Source organism: Ochrobactrum teleogrylli (genome assembly GCF_006376685.1).
Lineage (GTDB): Bacteria > Pseudomonadota > Alphaproteobacteria > Rhizobiales > Rhizobiaceae > Brucella > Brucella teleogrylli.
Map to the genome: position 1 here is coordinate 212477 of NZ_VEWL01000004.1, position 15169 is coordinate 227645.

Sequence of the window (15169 nt, forward strand, 5' to 3'; positions counted from 1 at the left end):
GAACGCTCATATTCCTCTGGGCAGGACCAAGAGCTGGATCATGACAGAGACTTCTTCCCATCGTGCGGAGGCCGCGCCGTCAAGGCTGCGCGTGCATTCCGATCTGCGCAGCCAGCGCATCCGGTCTGCATGGGTGTTTCTCGCCCCGACATTGTTCGTGCTCGCGCTGGTGGCCGGTTGGCCACTGCTCAGAACCATCTATTTCAGCTTCACCAATGCCTCGCTGACCAGCCTTGGCACAGCAGAGTTTGTCGGCTTCGACAATTATCTGTCCTGGGTGACGCTCAAGAGCGGCCGTACCGTCTATCGTGGACTTTTGGCCGACCCGGCATGGTGGGGCGCGGTCTGGAACACGGTAAAATTCACGCTGCTTTCGGTCAGTCTGGAAACGGTGTTCGGACTGATCGTGGCGCTGGTGCTCAACGCCAATTTTCCGGGGCGCGGTCTGGTGCGCGCGGCGATCCTGATCCCGTGGGCGATCCCCACAATCGTCTCGGCCAAGATCTGGCACTGGATGCTCAACGACCAGTTCGGCATCCTCAATCACATCCTGCTCAATCTCGGGCTTATCAGCCAGAAAATCGCCTGGACCGCCAATCCGGACACGGCAATGATCGCGGTTTTGATTGTCGATGTCTGGAAAACGACGCCCTTCATGGCGCTGCTTATTCTGGCCGGTTTGCAGATGGTGCCGACGGATATTTATGAAGCGGCCAGGATCGACGGCGTGCATCCGCTGAAAGTGTTCTGGCGCGTGACGCTGCCGCTGATCCGCCCGGCGCTGATGGTGGCGATCATCTTTCGCATGCTGGATGCGCTGCGCATTTTCGATCTTATCTATGTGCTGACGCCCAACAATGCACAGACAAAAACCATGTCGGTCTTTGCGCGTGAAAATCTGTTCGATTTCGACAAATTTGCCTATGGTGCGGCGGCATCGACAATGCTGTTCCTCATCATCGCTGGCATCACCTTGCTCTACATGTTCTTCGGACGTGTGAACATCACCAGCAAGGGAGACTAGAAGATGCGGTACATAAAGTTAGCTGGCTTCTATCTTCTGGTGGCGATCATCATTCTGGTTGCGGTGTTCCCGTTCTATTATGCGATCATTACCAGTGTGAAATCGGGAACGGCGCTATTTCAGGTCGATTACTGGCCGACCAATTTCTCGGTTGAGAATTATACCAGCGTGCTGACGCAGGGCAGCTTTCTGCGCAGTCTCGGCAATTCGCTGCTGGTGGCAACAGTTGTGGTGGCGATCTCGCTTCTGTTGGCGATAACGGCGGCCTATGCGCTGGCGCGGGTGGGTTTTCGGGGCAGGGGGCTTTTGCTGCTCACCATTCTTTCGGTGTCGATGTTCCCCCAGATCGCCGTGCTGGCCGGTCTGTTCGAGCTGATCCGTTTCTTGGGCATTTTCAACACGCCGCTGGCGCTGATCTTCTCCTACATGATCTTCACTTTGCCTTTCACGGTGTGGGTGCTCACCACCTTCATGCGCGATCTGCCGGTGGAGATCGAGGAAGCCGCCATCGTCGACGGCGCGTCGCCTTGGGTCATCATAACGCGGGTGTTCATGCCGTTGATGTGGCCCGCCTTGGTGACGACAGGTCTGCTTGCCTTCATCTCTGCATGGAACGAGTTCCTGTTCGCGCTCACCTTCACCTCGTCCGGCGGCCAGCGCACTGTGCCGGTGGCTATCGCGCTTCTGTCCGGCAGCAGTCAGTTCGAAATCCCCTGGGGCAACATCATGGCGGCTTCGGTCATCGTCACGGTCCCCCTCGTCATCCTCGTGCTCATCTTCCAGCGGCGGATTGTCTCCGGTCTGACGGCGGGTGGCGTAAAGGGCTAGGAGTATAGTCATGGCAGAACTTCAATTGCGCGATGTGCGCAAGTCTTTCGGCAACTTCGATGTCATCAAGGGCGTGGATATGGATATCCGCCCCGGTGAGTTCATGGTCTTTGTCGGTCCATCGGGTTGCGGAAAATCCACCTTGCTGCGTTTGATTGCCGGGCTGGAGGAGATCACGTCCGGCAGTCTTGCCATTGACGGAACCGTGGTCAACAGCTTCACCCCGTCGAAGCGCGGCATTGCCATGGTGTTCCAGTCCTATGCGCTTTATCCGCATATGACGGTCTATGAAAACATGGCCTTCGGCATGCAGCTTGCAGGCAAAAGCAAGGACGAATGCAAGAGCCGCATTCATAAAGCTGCGGAGATGCTGCAACTGACGCCCTATCTGGAGCGTCTGCCGCGCCAGCTTTCCGGCGGCCAGCGCCAGCGCGTGGCCATCGGCCGGGCCATCGTGCGCGATCCCAAGGTTTTCCTGTTCGACGAACCCTTGTCCAACCTCGATGCGGCGCTACGTGTGGCTACAAGGCTTGAGATCGCCAAGCTCCACCAGAGCATGGAAGACACCACCATGATCTATGTGACGCATGATCAGGTGGAGGCGATGACGCTGGCCGACCGCATCTGCGTGCTGCGCGATGGACGTGTGGAGCAGGTGGGGACGCCGCTTGAGCTTTACGAAAAGCCGAACTCGCTTTTCGTCGCCGGGTTCATCGGATCGCCGAAGATGAATTTCCTGACCGGCCAACATGCCGAGCCTTTCGGTGCTCATACGGTGGGTTTGCGTTCGGAGCATCTCGCCGTTGTGTCCGAGGGCGGCCACTGGACCGGTCAGGTGATCCACACCGAAATCCTCGGTTCCGACACCTATGTCTATATCGATCTTGGCCTGGAGGAACCGCTGGTGGTCCGCGAAAGCGGTGTCGCGGTGCGCAAATCCGGCGAGACGCTATCGGTTTCCCCCGCAGGGGACAATATTCATCGCTTCGATGAAAAGGGCCGCGCCGTTTGACGCCGACCTCCCAAGCTCAATGAGATGAAACAACCGGGCCGTCATGCCCGCAGCAAGGAGAATATCCGTGCCTATTCGCACAATCGTCTGGGGTGAGAACATCCACGAGCAGATCAACGAAACGGTGCGTTCGGTCTATCCGAACGGCATGCACAACACGATTGCCGATGCGTTGAATACCGACAGCAGCATTCAGGCAACCACCGCTACCTTGCAGGAGCCGGACCATGGCTTGCCGGAAGCGCGTCTGGCCGAGACCGATGTACTGGTCTGGTGGGGGCACAAGGATCACGGTGCCGTCAGCGATGAGGTGGTGGAGCGCGTGGCCAGGCGCGTCTTCGAAGGTATGGGGCTGATCGTGCTCCATTCCGGCCATTTCTCCAAAATCTTCAAGCGGGTCATGGGCACGCCCTGCGCGCTGAAATGGCGTGAGGCGGGCGAGCGCGAGCGCGTCTGGGTTGTCAATCGCGGCCATCCAATCGCGCAGGGACTTGATGAGAATTTCGTGCTCGAGAACGAAGAAATGTATGGCGAACAGTTCTCCGTGCCGGAGCCGCTGGAAACGGTGTTCATTTCGTGGTTCGCGGGCGGCGAAGTGTTTCGCTCCGGCATGACATGGCGGCGCGGCGCGGGCAATGTGTTCTATTTCCGCCCCGGACATGAAACCTACCCGACCTATCACGATGCCAATGTGCAAACCGTTCTGCGCAATTCGGTCAAATGGGCGTACAATCCGCAACCGTCATGGACGGGCATCCACGCCGCGCCGAATGTTCCGGTCGAAAAAGCGCTGGAGCCGATTGTCGAGCGTGGACCCAAGCTGCACAAGGCCGGTGAAGCCGGTTATCGCTGAGGTGCATGATGCGTCTTCTTATTCTGGGTACTGGCGGCATGGCGAAAAACCATGCCGAAGCCTTCGGGGCGATCCATGGCGTCGAGGTTGTCGCGGCCTGTGATGTGTCGGCAGAGCGCGTCGATGCCTTTTCGGAAAACCACGACATTCACAACCGCTTCACGCGGCTTGAGGATGCGCTGGAATGGGGCCGTTTCGATGCGGTCGCCAATGTGACGCCGGACGCCATTCATCACCCGACCACGCTGGCGCTGGTTGGCGCGGGCAAGCACGTCTTTTGCGAAAAGCCGCTGGCGGAAAGCTATGAAAAGGCCGCCGAAATGGCCGATGCCGCCGAGCAGGCCAATGTCGTCAATATGGTCAATCTGACCTATCGCAATGTTGCGCCCTTGCAAAAGGCGCGCGAAATGGTGCTGGCCGGAGAGATCGGGCAGGTGCGCCATTTCGAGGCGTCCTATCTGCAAAGCTGGCTGGTGTCGAAGACATGGGGCGACTGGAAGACCGAGAGCAAATGGCTCTGGCGGCTTTCCACGCGCCATGGGTCGAATGGTGTTCTGGGCGATGTCGGCATTCATATCCTCGACTTCGCATCCTATGCCATCGGCAGCGATGTGCAGCGGGCGTCCGCTCGGCTCAAAACTTTCGACAAGGCGGAAAACGACCATATTGGCGAATATGTGCTGGATGCCAATGACAGCTTCGTCATGATGGCGGAGTATGCCAATGGTGCGCTGGGTGTCATTCATGCCAGCCGCTGGGCGACCGGCCATTTGAACGAGCTGCGCCTGCGCATCCATGGCGACAAGGGCGCGCTGGAAGTGCTCCATACACCCACTGGATCAAGCCTGCGCGGTTCTATCGGCGAGGATATCGAAACGCCGGTCTGGCGGGATATCGATGCCGGTATCGTTGAGACGAACTATCAGCGTTTTGCCCGTGCCGTGGCTGACGGTGTCGGGCTGGAGCCGAGTTTCCGCCATGCCGCCAACCTGCAACGCGTGCTCGATCATGCCATGGTCGTGGACAAGCCCTTGCCAGAAGTGGTCGAAAACTGACCATCGTAACGCCGGTCTGTCGCAAACAGGCCGGCGTTTTGCGCCTGGCAATCTCTCTACCGTAGAGTGCGGGATATTTCCGCCTGTGCCGCTTTCAGCGCGGGAAGGTAACGTGTGATGACGTCGGCCATCGGTTCATCGGTCAAAGCCAGACCGACATTCAGCGCCGCAACCACTTTGCCATGAAAATTGGTGAGCGGCACCGCCATGGAGCGCAGGCCGATTTCCACTTCCTGATCAATGCCTGCATAGCCTTGCTCGCGGACGCGGGCCAGTTCTTCCATGATGCGCGCCAGATCAGTTTCCGTCCGGGGCGTGCGGGCGATGCGCTGGCTCGCATTCAGCGTTTCAAGCGCCTCTTCATGAGGCAAGGCCGCCAGCAGCACCCGCCCCATCGAGGTGCAATAGGCTGGCAATCGCGATCCCGGCATCAGCATCACCGACATGACGCGCTGCTGCGCCGCACGGGCGACATAGACGATTTCCGTCTCATCAAGAATGGAAACGGACGTGCTTTGGCGGATTTCGTCCGACAGGCGGTCGAGAAAAGGCTGCACGATACGCGGAAGCGGCATCGAGGCGAGGCATCCTGTGCCAAGCCGCAGGATGCGCGGTGTCACCGTAAAATATTTGCCGTCATAGGCACAATAACCAAGCTCGGCCAATGTCAGCAGGCAGCGCCGCGTCGTGGCGCGATCATAACCGGAAATCTCCGCTGCATCGGAAATGCTGAGCCTCGGATGATCGAAGGTGAAAGCCTCGATAACCTTCAGGCCTTTGGCCAGCCCGCCCATCATGTCGCGATCCTTGATCTGCACGCAGGCAATCTCCGTATTTGTGCGATTATCGAACAAAGTAAGCATAACGCACAAAATCATTGTGGTCGAGGGGGCATCGTTTTATTCAATCTCGAGCGCATTTTTGAAAGACGGTTCCCCAATTTTCGGCATGCGTACTGCCCGGCCCGAGTTTGGCGCTGCGGTCGTCTGAGGAGAAAAATATGGACAAGACAATAGGAAGCCTTGCGGAAGCGGTTGCTGGGATCGGCGATGGCGCGACCGTGATGATCGGCGGGTTTGGTGGATCGGGCGCGCCGATTGAACTCATTCACGCGCTCATCGACAAGGGGCCGAAGAACCTGACGGTCATCAACAACAATGCTGGTAACGGTCGCATCGGCATTGCCGCCATGATCGACGCGGGACTGGTCAGGAAGATGATCTGTTCGTTTCCGCGTTCGTCCGATCCGCGCGCCTTCACGGACAAATATCTGGCTGGTGAAATCGAGCTTGAGCTGGTTCCGCAGGGAACGCTCGCCGAACGCATCCGCGCTGGTGGCGCTGGCATCCCGGCCTTCTATACGCCAACTGCCTATGGCACTGAGCTTGCCGAGGGCAAGGTGATCGCTGAATTCGATGGCCGCCCTTATGTGCAGGAACGCTGGCTGAAGGCCGATTTCGCGCTGATCAAGGCGCATGTGGCTGATATTCACGGCAATCTCAATTACCGCATGGCGGCGCGCAACTTCAATCCGCTGATGTGCATGGCTGCCGGCAAGACCATCGTGCAGGCGTCGCAGATCGTGCCGCTCGGCGGCATCGAGCCGGAAAACGTCATCACGCCGGGCATCTTCGTCGACAGCATTGTCGAGGTTACAAACCCGCAGCAGGAAGAAGAACTCATTCGGGCAGGAGTGGCCTACGTATGACCGTCGATACTCGTGAGGACATCAAGCTTTCCAACGCCCAGATTGCCTGGCGCGCGGCGCAAGATATTGCCGACGGCGCTTATGTGAATCTTGGGATCGGTTTTCCCGAAATGGTTGCCCGCTATCAGCCGGAAGGCCGCGAGGCGATCTTCCACACCGAAAACGGCATTCTCGATTTCGGCGAAGCGCCGCCGGAAGGTGAGGAAGACTGGGATCTCATCAACGCAGGCAAAAAGGCTGTGACGCTGAAGCCAGGTGCTGCCTTCTTCCACCATGCCGACAGCTTTGCCATGGTGCGCGGCGGCCATCTCGATGTGGCGATCCTCGGCGCTTATCAGGTTGCGCAAAACGGCGATCTCGCGAATTGGCGCGTCGGCGCCAAGGGTGTGCCTGCCGTCGGCGGCGCGATGGACCTTGTCCATGGTGCCAAGCAGGTGGTGGTCATCACCGAGCACGTCACCAAAAAGGGCGAGCCGAAGCTGGTGGAAAAATGCGCTTTTCCGCTGACGGGCGTCGGCTGCATCACGCGCATCTACACCAGCCATGCGGTGATTGACGTTGATAAGGGCCGCTTTGTGCTGCGCGAAAAGCTTGCCGCGATGACGCTGGAAGAGCTACAGGCTATGACCGGCGCTAAGCTGCATATCGATGGCCCTGTCGCCGATCTCGTTGTTCCAGAATTGTGAGGCCTGTCATGACCGAAGCCTATATTTGCGATTATATCCGTACTCCCATTGGTCGTTATGGCGGCGCGCTTTCTGCAGTCCGTGCCGACGATCTCGGTGCCGTTCCGTTGAAAGCACTCATGGCGCGCAACACGTCGGTCGATTGGGAAGCCGTCGATGATGTCATCTTCGGTTCGGCCAATCAGGCAGGCGAAGACAACCGCAATGTCGCGCGTATGTCGCTGCTGCTGGCCGGTCTGCCGGTTGGCGTTTCTGGCACCACGATCAACCGTCTGTGCGGTTCGGGCATGGATGCGGTCATCGCAGCTGCACGCGCGATCAAGGCAGGCGAAGCGGAACTGATGATTGCCGGTGGCGTCGAAAGCATGAGCCGCGCGCCTTTCGTCATGCCAAAGGCTGATAGCGCCTTTTCGCGCAAGGCGGAAATCTTCGATACCACCATCGGCTGGCGCTTCGTCAATCCGTTGATGAAGAAGCAATATGGCGTCGATTCCATGCCGGAAACCGGCGAGAACGTTGCCGAAGACTATAAGGTCTCGCGCGCCGATCAGGATGCATTTGCCGTTCGCAGCCAGAACAAGGCCGCTGAGGCGCAGGCCAATGGCCGTCTGGCCAAGGAAATAGTGGCGGTCACCATTCCGCAGCGCAAGGGTGATCCTGTCGTCGTGGACAAGGACGAGCATCCGCGTGCCACCAGCATCGAAGCGCTGGCCAAGCTGCCGACGCCTTTCCGCGAAGGCGGTACGGTCACGGCAGGCAATGCGTCGGGCGTCAATGACGGTGCGGCCGCATTGATCGTTGCTTCGGAAGCAGCGGTGAAGAAATATGGCCTCACGCCTATCGCCCGCGTTGTGGGTGGTGCGACGGCTGGCGTGCCGCCGCGTGTGATGGGCATCGGCCCGGCTCCGGCAACCAGGAAGCTCAGCGCCCGTATCGGCATTGCGCCCGATGCTTTCGACGTGATCGAGCTGAACGAGGCGTTCGCTTCGCAGGGCCTCGCCGTGCTGCGCGAACTGGGCATTGCCGACGACGACAGCCGCGTCAATCCGAATGGCGGCGCGATTGCGCTTGGTCACCCGCTTGGCATGTCGGGTGCGCGCATTGCGGGCACCGCGGCGCTGGAACTGTCGCTGAACGGCGGCAAATATGCGCTGGCTACCATGTGCATCGGCGTCGGTCAGGGCATTGCCATCGCGCTCGAACGCGTTTGATCGAACTTCTTCATCTCCAGCGAGGTTGTGAAGCAGCTTTGCTGGAGATGTGCGGGAATGATGGCGGAAGGAAATGGGGGTCGAACCCACCAGAGACCGTCTATCAGCCCCTCCCGGATTTGAAGTCCGGACATGCCACCGGGCATGCATCCCTTCCAGATATTGAATTCGTCCCATACTTTCGCACGGGCTAACTGTAGTAACGGGTTATCACCGCGTCAATCTGCGCCGCAGCGTTGGGTGCTATTTGTGCTAGTGCCTTCGCGATAGATAGCAGCATGGAATATTCAGAAGATGGAATGGATTCCTGTATTCTTGATAGCGTTCAAGGTTCTCGTGTTGGGCGTGGCCATGTTCTTCGCCATCAAGTTTCACTACGACGAAGATAAAAAAAAGAAGAATAGCGAGAAAGGCGGGACCTAACGCCCACTTCAGCCGGGCTTGCCCGGTTTGTCTCAATCACTGAATGATGCACGTCCCCGGCCAATCGCGGCACGAGCGATTGGCGCATCCGGTGAGGGCTGCCGCCACGATCAGAATGCAAATAGCTGTCGCCAGTGTCTTCATGTTTCGTCACTCATGATCGCTGGGGGTGATCGCTGCCAAACCTCATTGCCAGACTTCGCTGACACTGGGCGTAACGCTACACCAAGCAAGCGTTCCCACCAAGTCTTGATGGCACCCGCGCAGTATGGAAATGTCTGGCTTAAGGACCCCGCGCTGCCCACTCAATCATTCGAACGGTCGGGATAAGGTTCTTTGGGAACCTTGATATGAGGATTGCCCGGCGCATTTGATTGTTCGTGAGTAGGCTTTTCCTGATGGTCACTCGGTTCCACAGGAGATGGATCGATAGCTTCTTTCTCTCGTACCAGATCCGGGTCGGACCACGGATTTCGCTTTTGTGCCATTTTCTTCCCTCCTGGGTCATTGGTCTTGCTGGTTGACGTCGACTTCTTGTTGTCGGGACAGATATCTGGCGCTTGCAATGCCCGCTGCCAGATCAGCGATATATGTCTGATTGCGCAGTCCGCTCTGGTAGAGACTGATGATACTGGATGCCAGGTCCGACGCTGAATAGGCGTTGCCGCCTGCCTCGAGCTTCTCGCTCGCTTCGGTAAAACATCTGCGCATCAAATCGACTTCTCCCGGCGCGTATATACGGCTCGCTTCATTGAAGAGCGGCATAGAACCCTCCTTTCAGCCACCAATCAAAAGCCTGCAAGATGCAGTAAAACGGCGATTGAATGCACCAGAGCAAAAATGGTTCCGTTAAAAATGCCCTGTCTTGCGTGGGCAAGACAGGGCGGGTGCCAACTTCCCGAGCTTGGTCTGAGCGGCAATTGACACCAACGACACCGAACTTCGGACGCAAGCGAAAGTTCCCCGCCTTTTGGTTCCAGCTATTCGTCGGCCCGGATTTGGGCGTGCGAAATCAGCCCGAAGATGAATGTGCCCCCGACGATGTTACCAAAAAGCGTGGGCAGCCCGAATTTGAAGATGCTGTCGAAAGCAGAAACTTCGCCGATGAACAGCAAGAAGAGCACTTCAATCGACCCGACCACGATATGGGTGAGGTCACCGATTGCAATGAGATAGGTGATCAGGAAAATAAGAAAAATATGGCCTTGCTTGGTGCTGTGCAGCATCCAGACCAAAGTCGCAATCAGCCATCCAGACATGATGCCTTTGCTGAATAGCTCATTACTTGTTTTCTCCATAAGATGCTTGCCCATATCTGTAAATGTGCGCGTAACCTCAACGGAGAAGATGGGCATCAAGACTATGACGAGGGCGGCAATCGCTCCTCCAATCAGATTGCCCAAAAGAACGATGCTCCACAGTCGTATCATCTTGAAAAAGTGAGACGCTGTCGGCTCTGTCATAAAAGGCAGAACCGGGGTGATCGTGTTTTCGGTGAACAATTGCTGGTTGGCGATGATCACGATTATAAAGCCCACGGTATAGCCGGCTGAACTGAGCAGAAAGAACAGGTTCCCGTCGGGAAGGTAGGCCTCCAGAATGCCCCGGGCGATCATCGAGGTACTCATCGAGATACCACCGGCGATTGCCGACCAGAACAGCGCCATCGCCTCTCTGTTCATTTCCTTTTCGCCTTCGCGGCGAATGAGTTCATGAATAGCAGCGGCTTTGGAGGGGAGATTTTCCTTCAGGACCTCCGCTGATTGGCCGTCTTCTTTCGGTTCAGGCATGAAGGCGTCTCCTCGTTGCGCCCTGTTGTTGCGTCATTTTGGAACGCATAGGTGGGTAAAAACTAACTAGGGCGCGGATTTTCTGCGTCCAGAGCGCTCAGCCCCCCCCGAAATACGACAGATGCCGTATAGCGGCCGGGCAAAATCTACCGTTTCCTGAGGGGGGATTGTGTAACAACGCCTGCATGATCTCATCAAATTTCGGCGTCCATACTGGCGAGACCAGTAGAGGAGGAATGATGAAGACCATAGCTGTGTTAGCGATTGGAGCATTCATGGTGTCGGGAACAGCATTTGCGTCAGCGCCCGCTGTATCGACCACCAAGCAGACTATCAAGCAAGATCAGGTATCCGGCCCGGTGGTGGCAGGTGGCCCAGGCAAATTGGGTCGCGTTTCTACATCGACCAGTGGCAAGCGCTTTATCTTTTAAGGCGGATGGTTTGCCCCGTTCAGGCGGGGCATTCATCCGTGAGTCGGGTCTCAGCGAAATCGCCGAACAAGTCCAGCTTGCGACGGTTTAGCCGTCGCAAATCTCCGCGCCGGATTGTGACGCTGTTGCGATCAAAGAACTCAAGGATCTGGATCGCCACCTTGCGGCCACTGTCCACACGGTCGCGAAAACGCGCGGCGATAAACCAGCCGCTGTCGAATTCTTCATCCATCACCGAGAGTATGCCGATCATCTCGGCAATCGTATCACGCTTGAAAAAATGATCGTGCGCCACTTCATGCACACGACCCATCCGACCGCCAAGCTTGAGAATGCGACGGATGTCTTCCTCCTTTTCGCCCACCAAACCGGCAATGTCGCGCACGCGCGGCGGGCGAAAGCGCGCTTCGCCGCCAAGCATCGGCGCGATCCGCTCCCACAGTGCCGCGTCGGCGTCACTCATCGTCACCTCATGCTCGCTGAGCCGAAGCCAAGCGCCGTCGAGCTTCACCAGTTGCAAATCCGTCAACGCGGCTATCGCAGCCCGGAAGGCGCTTGCAGGCAGGCGCGGTTTTAAAAGCAGACGCAGTCTTTCCACGCCCATGCCGATCAGGTCCGGGTTCTCGTCATGGAAAATGCCGAGCCGCTCAAGAATGGCATTCCGCAATGCATCCCAGCGCTCCGGCAACAGCAGCAACTGCGCCTGTCCTTGCGGCAGAACCGTCGCATCGAGCGCTTGCGCCAGATATTGCGGTCCATGGCTCAAAGCACGGTCGCGCAGAAAAGCGGTTGCATCCAGATAAAACGGATCGACGGACAGCAGCGCCCGTGCCGCTTGTACTGGGTCATCAATGGCATGGGCGTCGAGTTGAGCCATGCGTTCAGGGCTGCGGCGCTTGCGCTGCGGCGGGCGCAGATCAAGAAAGCGACCACCGCCGATTGTCCGCTGCGCGGAGACATCGCGAATGACAAAACGATCACCCGATGCGGCTGCAATCGGGCGATCCAGCACCAGTTGCACACGTCCATGCGCGCCCGGCGCGAGCGCCTCGTCCTGCAAAAGCACGATGCGCGCACCCACTTCCGCCGACGCATGGTGCAGCCGTACTGGAAACCACTGGTCTATCGGCTTGCGTTCCGATGGCAGGATTGAAAGCGAGGCGTCGATACGATCTGTCGGCAGGTGCAAGTCGGGCGACAACACCATGTCGCCACGACTGACAGCGTCCTTGGAGATGCCCTCGCCTGCCAGATTGAGCGCGCAACGGTCGCCCGCCTGTGCAGTTTCGCTTGGCCGGTTTTGCGCATGGATTGTGCGCACGCGCACCGGTTTTCCCGAAGGGCTGATGGTCAGTTGATCGCCGATCCTGGCCGTGCCGGAAAGGACGGTGCCTGTCACGACAGTCCCCGCACCCTGGATGGTGAAGGACCGATCCACAGCAAGGCGAAAGCGTCCATCGGCAGGGCGATGCGGAAAGCTTCGCGCCTCGGTTTCGAGCGTCGCTTTAAGCTGGTCCAGTCCTTCACCGGTGGCCGTGGACACCGGCAATATGACAGCATCGGCAAGCGGTGTTGTAGCCAGAATGTTGCGGATATCGGCTTCCAGCTCACTCACGCGCGCGGCTTCGACAAGATCGCACTTGGTGATCACAACGATGCCGCGTTTGATCCCAAGCAGATTGACGATGGCCAGATGTTCGCGTGTTTGCGGCATGATGCCGTCATCTGCCGCCACCACCAGCAGAACGAAGTCGATGCTGGCCGCGCCCGCCAGCATGGTATGCACGAATTTTTCGTGCCCCGGCACATCGACAAAACCGAGGATTTCTTGTTCGTCGCCTGTCAGGGGCAGATAGGCAAAGCCAAGATCGATGGAAATGCCGCGTGCCTTTTCCTCCTTGAGCCGGTCAGTGTCGATTTGCGTGAGCGCACGGACGAGGGACGTCTTGCCGTGGTCGATATGTCCCGCCGTGCCGATAATCATGGGCGGCGGCCTCCGGCAGCGCGCGTTTCCGCTGTTCTGCGCTCATCGTCATCCAGCTGTTCGCGAGCCGCTTGCAGAAAGGGCTCGGCAAGGGCGCTGCCTTGGGAACGAGCGCGTAACAGGCGTTCATAAGCCGACAAAGCATTTCGCTCCACACCCATGCCGAGATGCAGCGCGGCACCCAGCATGGCTTCGCCATCGGCATCGCCAGCGTCTGCCGCTTTGCGCCACCAGAACACGGCTTGCGCTGGATCGCGCGGCACACCAAGTGCGTTATGATAGATCATACCAAGCCGCGTCATGGCGGCGGCAGCATCGCTTTCGGCGGCTTTCAGCGCCCATTCGCGTGCTTCCACCGGGTCGGCGGCAATGGCGTCGCCTTCCAGCAGCATCCAGCTCAACATGTCCTGCGCTTGCGCGTCGCCCTGCTCGGCGGCCAGCCGATAGAGCCTTGCCGCTTCCGGATAGTTGGGGTCGATGTCCTCGCCCTTGAACAGAAGCGAGGCGAGATTGCGCTGGCCGGAGGCGTCACCCGCCTTTGCAGACAAGGCCAGCCATTGATGCGCGAGATCGATATTTCTTTCGACCCCCATGCCGCCCGCAAAACAGGCCCCTATATTGTTCTGGGCGCGGGCATTGCCCTTGCGCGCCAACGGCTCCCATATCGACAGGGCGGTGGCGTAGTCCCCTGATTTCGCCGCGACGAGCGCCAGTTCCAGCGACTGCGCGTCACTGTCTGGCTTTGGCTTGCGGGAGAAAAGATCAGCGAGCCGCATAGGAAGCCAGGTTTCTGACGAAGCGGGTCTCATCATCAAGGCAGCGCAGATCGAGAATGAAAGCGCCTTTTTCGATGCGCCCGATCACCGGCAGCGGTAATTGTCGGAGCGCGGTGGCCAAAGAGGTGAGCGCGGAGCCACTGCCGTTTTTCGGGGCGATGGACAATCCGGCGCTTGGAACTGTCGATAATGGCAGAGCGCCGGAGCCGATCTGGCTGGCGCAATTCGTCACTGTCACATCAAAAGCTGAACCGAGCGCGTTTTGCAGTTCCGGCTGCAATCGGGTGGCTTGAATGGCAATGTCGCTTTTCGACCGCGCCAGATAGCGCAGCGTCGGCAGCTTTTCGGCCAGACGTTCGGGATTGCGATAGAGCTTCAGCGTTGCTTCCAGCGCGGCGAGCCTGATCTTGTCCACGCGAAGGGCGCGCTTCATCGGGTTCTTGTTGATGCGGGCGATCAGATCGCGCCGGCCGACGATGAACCCGGCCTGCGGTCCGCCGAGCAGCTTGTCGCCGGAGAAGGTAATGATATCGGCCCCTTCGGCCACCGCTTCGCGCACGGTCGGCTCATACGCGAGACCGAAAGCGGTGAGGTCGGCAAGTGTGCCGGACCCAAGGTCGTTGACCAGCGGCACACCACGCGCCTTGGCGATTGCGGCAAGCTCTGTCGCCGATACCTCGCGCGTAAAGCCTTCAATGCGGTAATTCGAGGTGTGGACTTTCAAGATCAGCCCGGTATCCGGTCCGATAGTGCCTTCATAATCGCGCGGATGGGTGCGGTTGGTGGTGCCAATCTCAACCAGTCTGGTGCCTGCGCGGGTCATGATATCCGGCATGCGGAACGCGCCGCCGATTTCGATCAGTTCGCCGCGTGAAACGACCGATTCCTTGCCCGCCGCAAGGCTGTTCAGCACGATCAGCACGGCGGCGGCATTGTTGTTGACGATGGTCGCATCTTCCGCGCCGGTTAGTTCGCAGATCAAAGCGCGCAAATGGTCGTCGCGTTCGCCGCGTGCACCGGTGGAAAGATCAAACTCCAGCGAAACGGCTTCGCGCATGGCTGCCGTCGCAGCTTCGATGGCCGCTTCGGCCAATATGGCGCGTCCGAGATTGGTGTGCAGAACCGTTCCCGTCAGATTGAACAGTGGGCGCAGGCTCGATTGCTCAGAGGCTTCAAGCAAATCAATAACGCGTTGGGTAATCTCTGCGCTGTAGGACGGTGCAGCACCGGATTTCACGGCTTCGCGCACTTCGGTCAGAACAGTGCGGATGGCTTCGGTCAGCGCCGGGCGACCGAAGCGTTCGAGCGCGGGACCAAGTTCCGGCATTTGCAGGAGTGCATCGACGGAGGGCAACTGCCGCAGGTGAGACCGGGTCTGATCCATCGTG

General features: G+C 58.6%; 16 protein-coding genes and 1 tRNA gene. 9 read left to right on the top strand and 8 right to left on the bottom strand.

The window, feature by feature from the left end:
• The first annotated feature begins 40 nt into the window (after positions 1-40).
• From FIC94_RS09430 to FIC94_RS09450, 5 genes are all read left to right on the top strand, one after another.
• Positions 41-1024: a carbohydrate ABC transporter permease gene (locus tag FIC94_RS09430; protein ID WP_140024686.1), complete on the top strand. Its 984-nt coding sequence runs from the start codon at positions 41-43 to the stop codon at positions 1022-1024.
• Positions 1025-1027: 3 nt separating this feature from the next.
• On the top strand, positions 1028-1852 hold the full coding sequence (locus tag FIC94_RS09435; protein WP_140024687.1) for a carbohydrate ABC transporter permease: 825 nt from the start codon (positions 1028-1030) through the stop codon (positions 1850-1852).
• A gap of 10 nt (positions 1853-1862) precedes the next feature.
• The gene (locus FIC94_RS09440) at positions 1863-2864 is read left to right on the top strand and encodes an ABC transporter ATP-binding protein (protein ID WP_109366912.1); all 1002 of its coding nucleotides are present in this window, start codon (positions 1863-1865) and stop codon (positions 2862-2864) included.
• Between the two features lie 67 nt (positions 2865-2931).
• Entirely contained in the window at positions 2932-3717 is a 786-nt protein-coding gene (locus FIC94_RS09445; protein WP_140024688.1) for a ThuA domain-containing protein, read from the top strand.
• A gap of 8 nt (positions 3718-3725) precedes the next feature.
• Positions 3726-4772 (top strand): Gfo/Idh/MocA family protein, encoded by a 1047-nt coding sequence (locus FIC94_RS09450; protein ID WP_140024759.1) that lies wholly within the window; start codon positions 3726-3728, stop codon positions 4770-4772.
• 56 nt (positions 4773-4828) lie between these two features.
• Here FIC94_RS09450 and FIC94_RS09455 read toward each other — a convergent pair whose 3' ends face one another.
• Positions 4829-5566 (bottom strand): IclR family transcriptional regulator domain-containing protein, encoded by a 738-nt coding sequence (locus tag FIC94_RS09455; protein ID WP_371830825.1) that lies wholly within the window; start codon positions 5564-5566, stop codon positions 4829-4831.
• A gap of 206 nt (positions 5567-5772) precedes the next feature.
• On the opposite strand from FIC94_RS09455, the gene FIC94_RS09460 reads away from it, so the two are divergent.
• Genes FIC94_RS09460 through pcaF form a run of 3 tightly spaced genes read left to right on the top strand, consistent with a single transcriptional unit; the run spans position 5773 to position 8377 of the window.
• Positions 5773-6480 (top strand): 3-oxoacid CoA-transferase subunit A, encoded by a 708-nt coding sequence (locus FIC94_RS09460; protein WP_140024689.1) that lies wholly within the window; start codon positions 5773-5775, stop codon positions 6478-6480.
• Positions 6477-7166, top strand: a complete 690-nt coding sequence (locus FIC94_RS09465) for a CoA transferase subunit B (RefSeq protein ID WP_109366917.1) — start codon at positions 6477-6479, stop codon at positions 7164-7166. Before FIC94_RS09460 ends, FIC94_RS09465 begins: the two co-directional genes overlap by 4 nt.
• Positions 7167-7174: 8 nt before the next feature.
• On the top strand, positions 7175-8377 hold the full coding sequence (pcaF, locus tag FIC94_RS09470; RefSeq protein ID WP_140024690.1) for a 3-oxoadipyl-CoA thiolase: 1203 nt from the start codon (positions 7175-7177) through the stop codon (positions 8375-8377).
• A gap of 61 nt (positions 8378-8438) precedes the next feature.
• Here pcaF and FIC94_RS09475 read toward each other — a convergent pair.
• The 4 genes from FIC94_RS09475 to FIC94_RS09490 all read right to left on the bottom strand — a co-directional run bounded on the left by FIC94_RS09475 (position 8439) and on the right by FIC94_RS09490 (position 10590).
• Positions 8439-8534, bottom strand: a tRNA-Sec gene (locus FIC94_RS09475).
• A 571-nt stretch (positions 8535-9105) separates the two neighbouring features.
• Positions 9106-9288, bottom strand: a complete 183-nt coding sequence (locus FIC94_RS09480) for a hypothetical protein (protein WP_140024691.1) — start codon at positions 9286-9288, stop codon at positions 9106-9108.
• A 16-nt stretch (positions 9289-9304) separates the two neighbouring features.
• Complete coding sequence (locus FIC94_RS09485; RefSeq protein ID WP_140024692.1) at positions 9305-9565, bottom strand: hypothetical protein; 261 nt, start codon at positions 9563-9565, stop codon at positions 9305-9307.
• A gap of 215 nt (positions 9566-9780) precedes the next feature.
• Positions 9781-10590 carry a formate/nitrite transporter family protein gene (locus FIC94_RS09490; RefSeq protein ID WP_140024693.1) on the bottom strand — a complete coding sequence of 270 codons (810 nt, stop codon included), beginning with the start codon at positions 10588-10590 and terminating at the stop codon, positions 9781-9783.
• Positions 10591-10826: 236 nt separating this feature from the next.
• Between FIC94_RS09490 and FIC94_RS09495 the strand changes: the two genes are divergently transcribed.
• Positions 10827-11021, top strand: coding sequence for a hypothetical protein (locus FIC94_RS09495; RefSeq protein ID WP_140024694.1), 195 nt, complete (start codon positions 10827-10829; stop codon positions 11019-11021).
• Positions 11022-11040: 19 nt separating this feature from the next.
• On the opposite strand, the gene selB is transcribed toward FIC94_RS09495, so the two are convergent.
• From selB to selA, 3 genes are read right to left on the bottom strand one after another with little or no spacing between them, the layout of a single operon-like run.
• Positions 11041-13005: a selenocysteine-specific translation elongation factor gene (gene selB / locus FIC94_RS09500; protein ID WP_140024695.1), complete on the bottom strand. Its 1965-nt coding sequence runs from the start codon at positions 13003-13005 to the stop codon at positions 11041-11043.
• Entirely contained in the window at positions 13002-13781 is a 780-nt protein-coding gene (locus tag FIC94_RS09505) for a tetratricopeptide repeat protein (RefSeq protein WP_140024696.1), read from the bottom strand. Before FIC94_RS09505 ends, selB begins: the two co-directional genes overlap by 4 nt.
• Complete coding sequence (gene selA, locus FIC94_RS09510; RefSeq protein ID WP_140024697.1) at positions 13768-15165, bottom strand: L-seryl-tRNA(Sec) selenium transferase; 1398 nt, start codon at positions 15163-15165, stop codon at positions 13768-13770. The genes FIC94_RS09505 and selA overlap by 14 nt, the downstream gene beginning before the upstream one ends.
• Positions 15166-15169 lie beyond the last annotated feature (4 nt).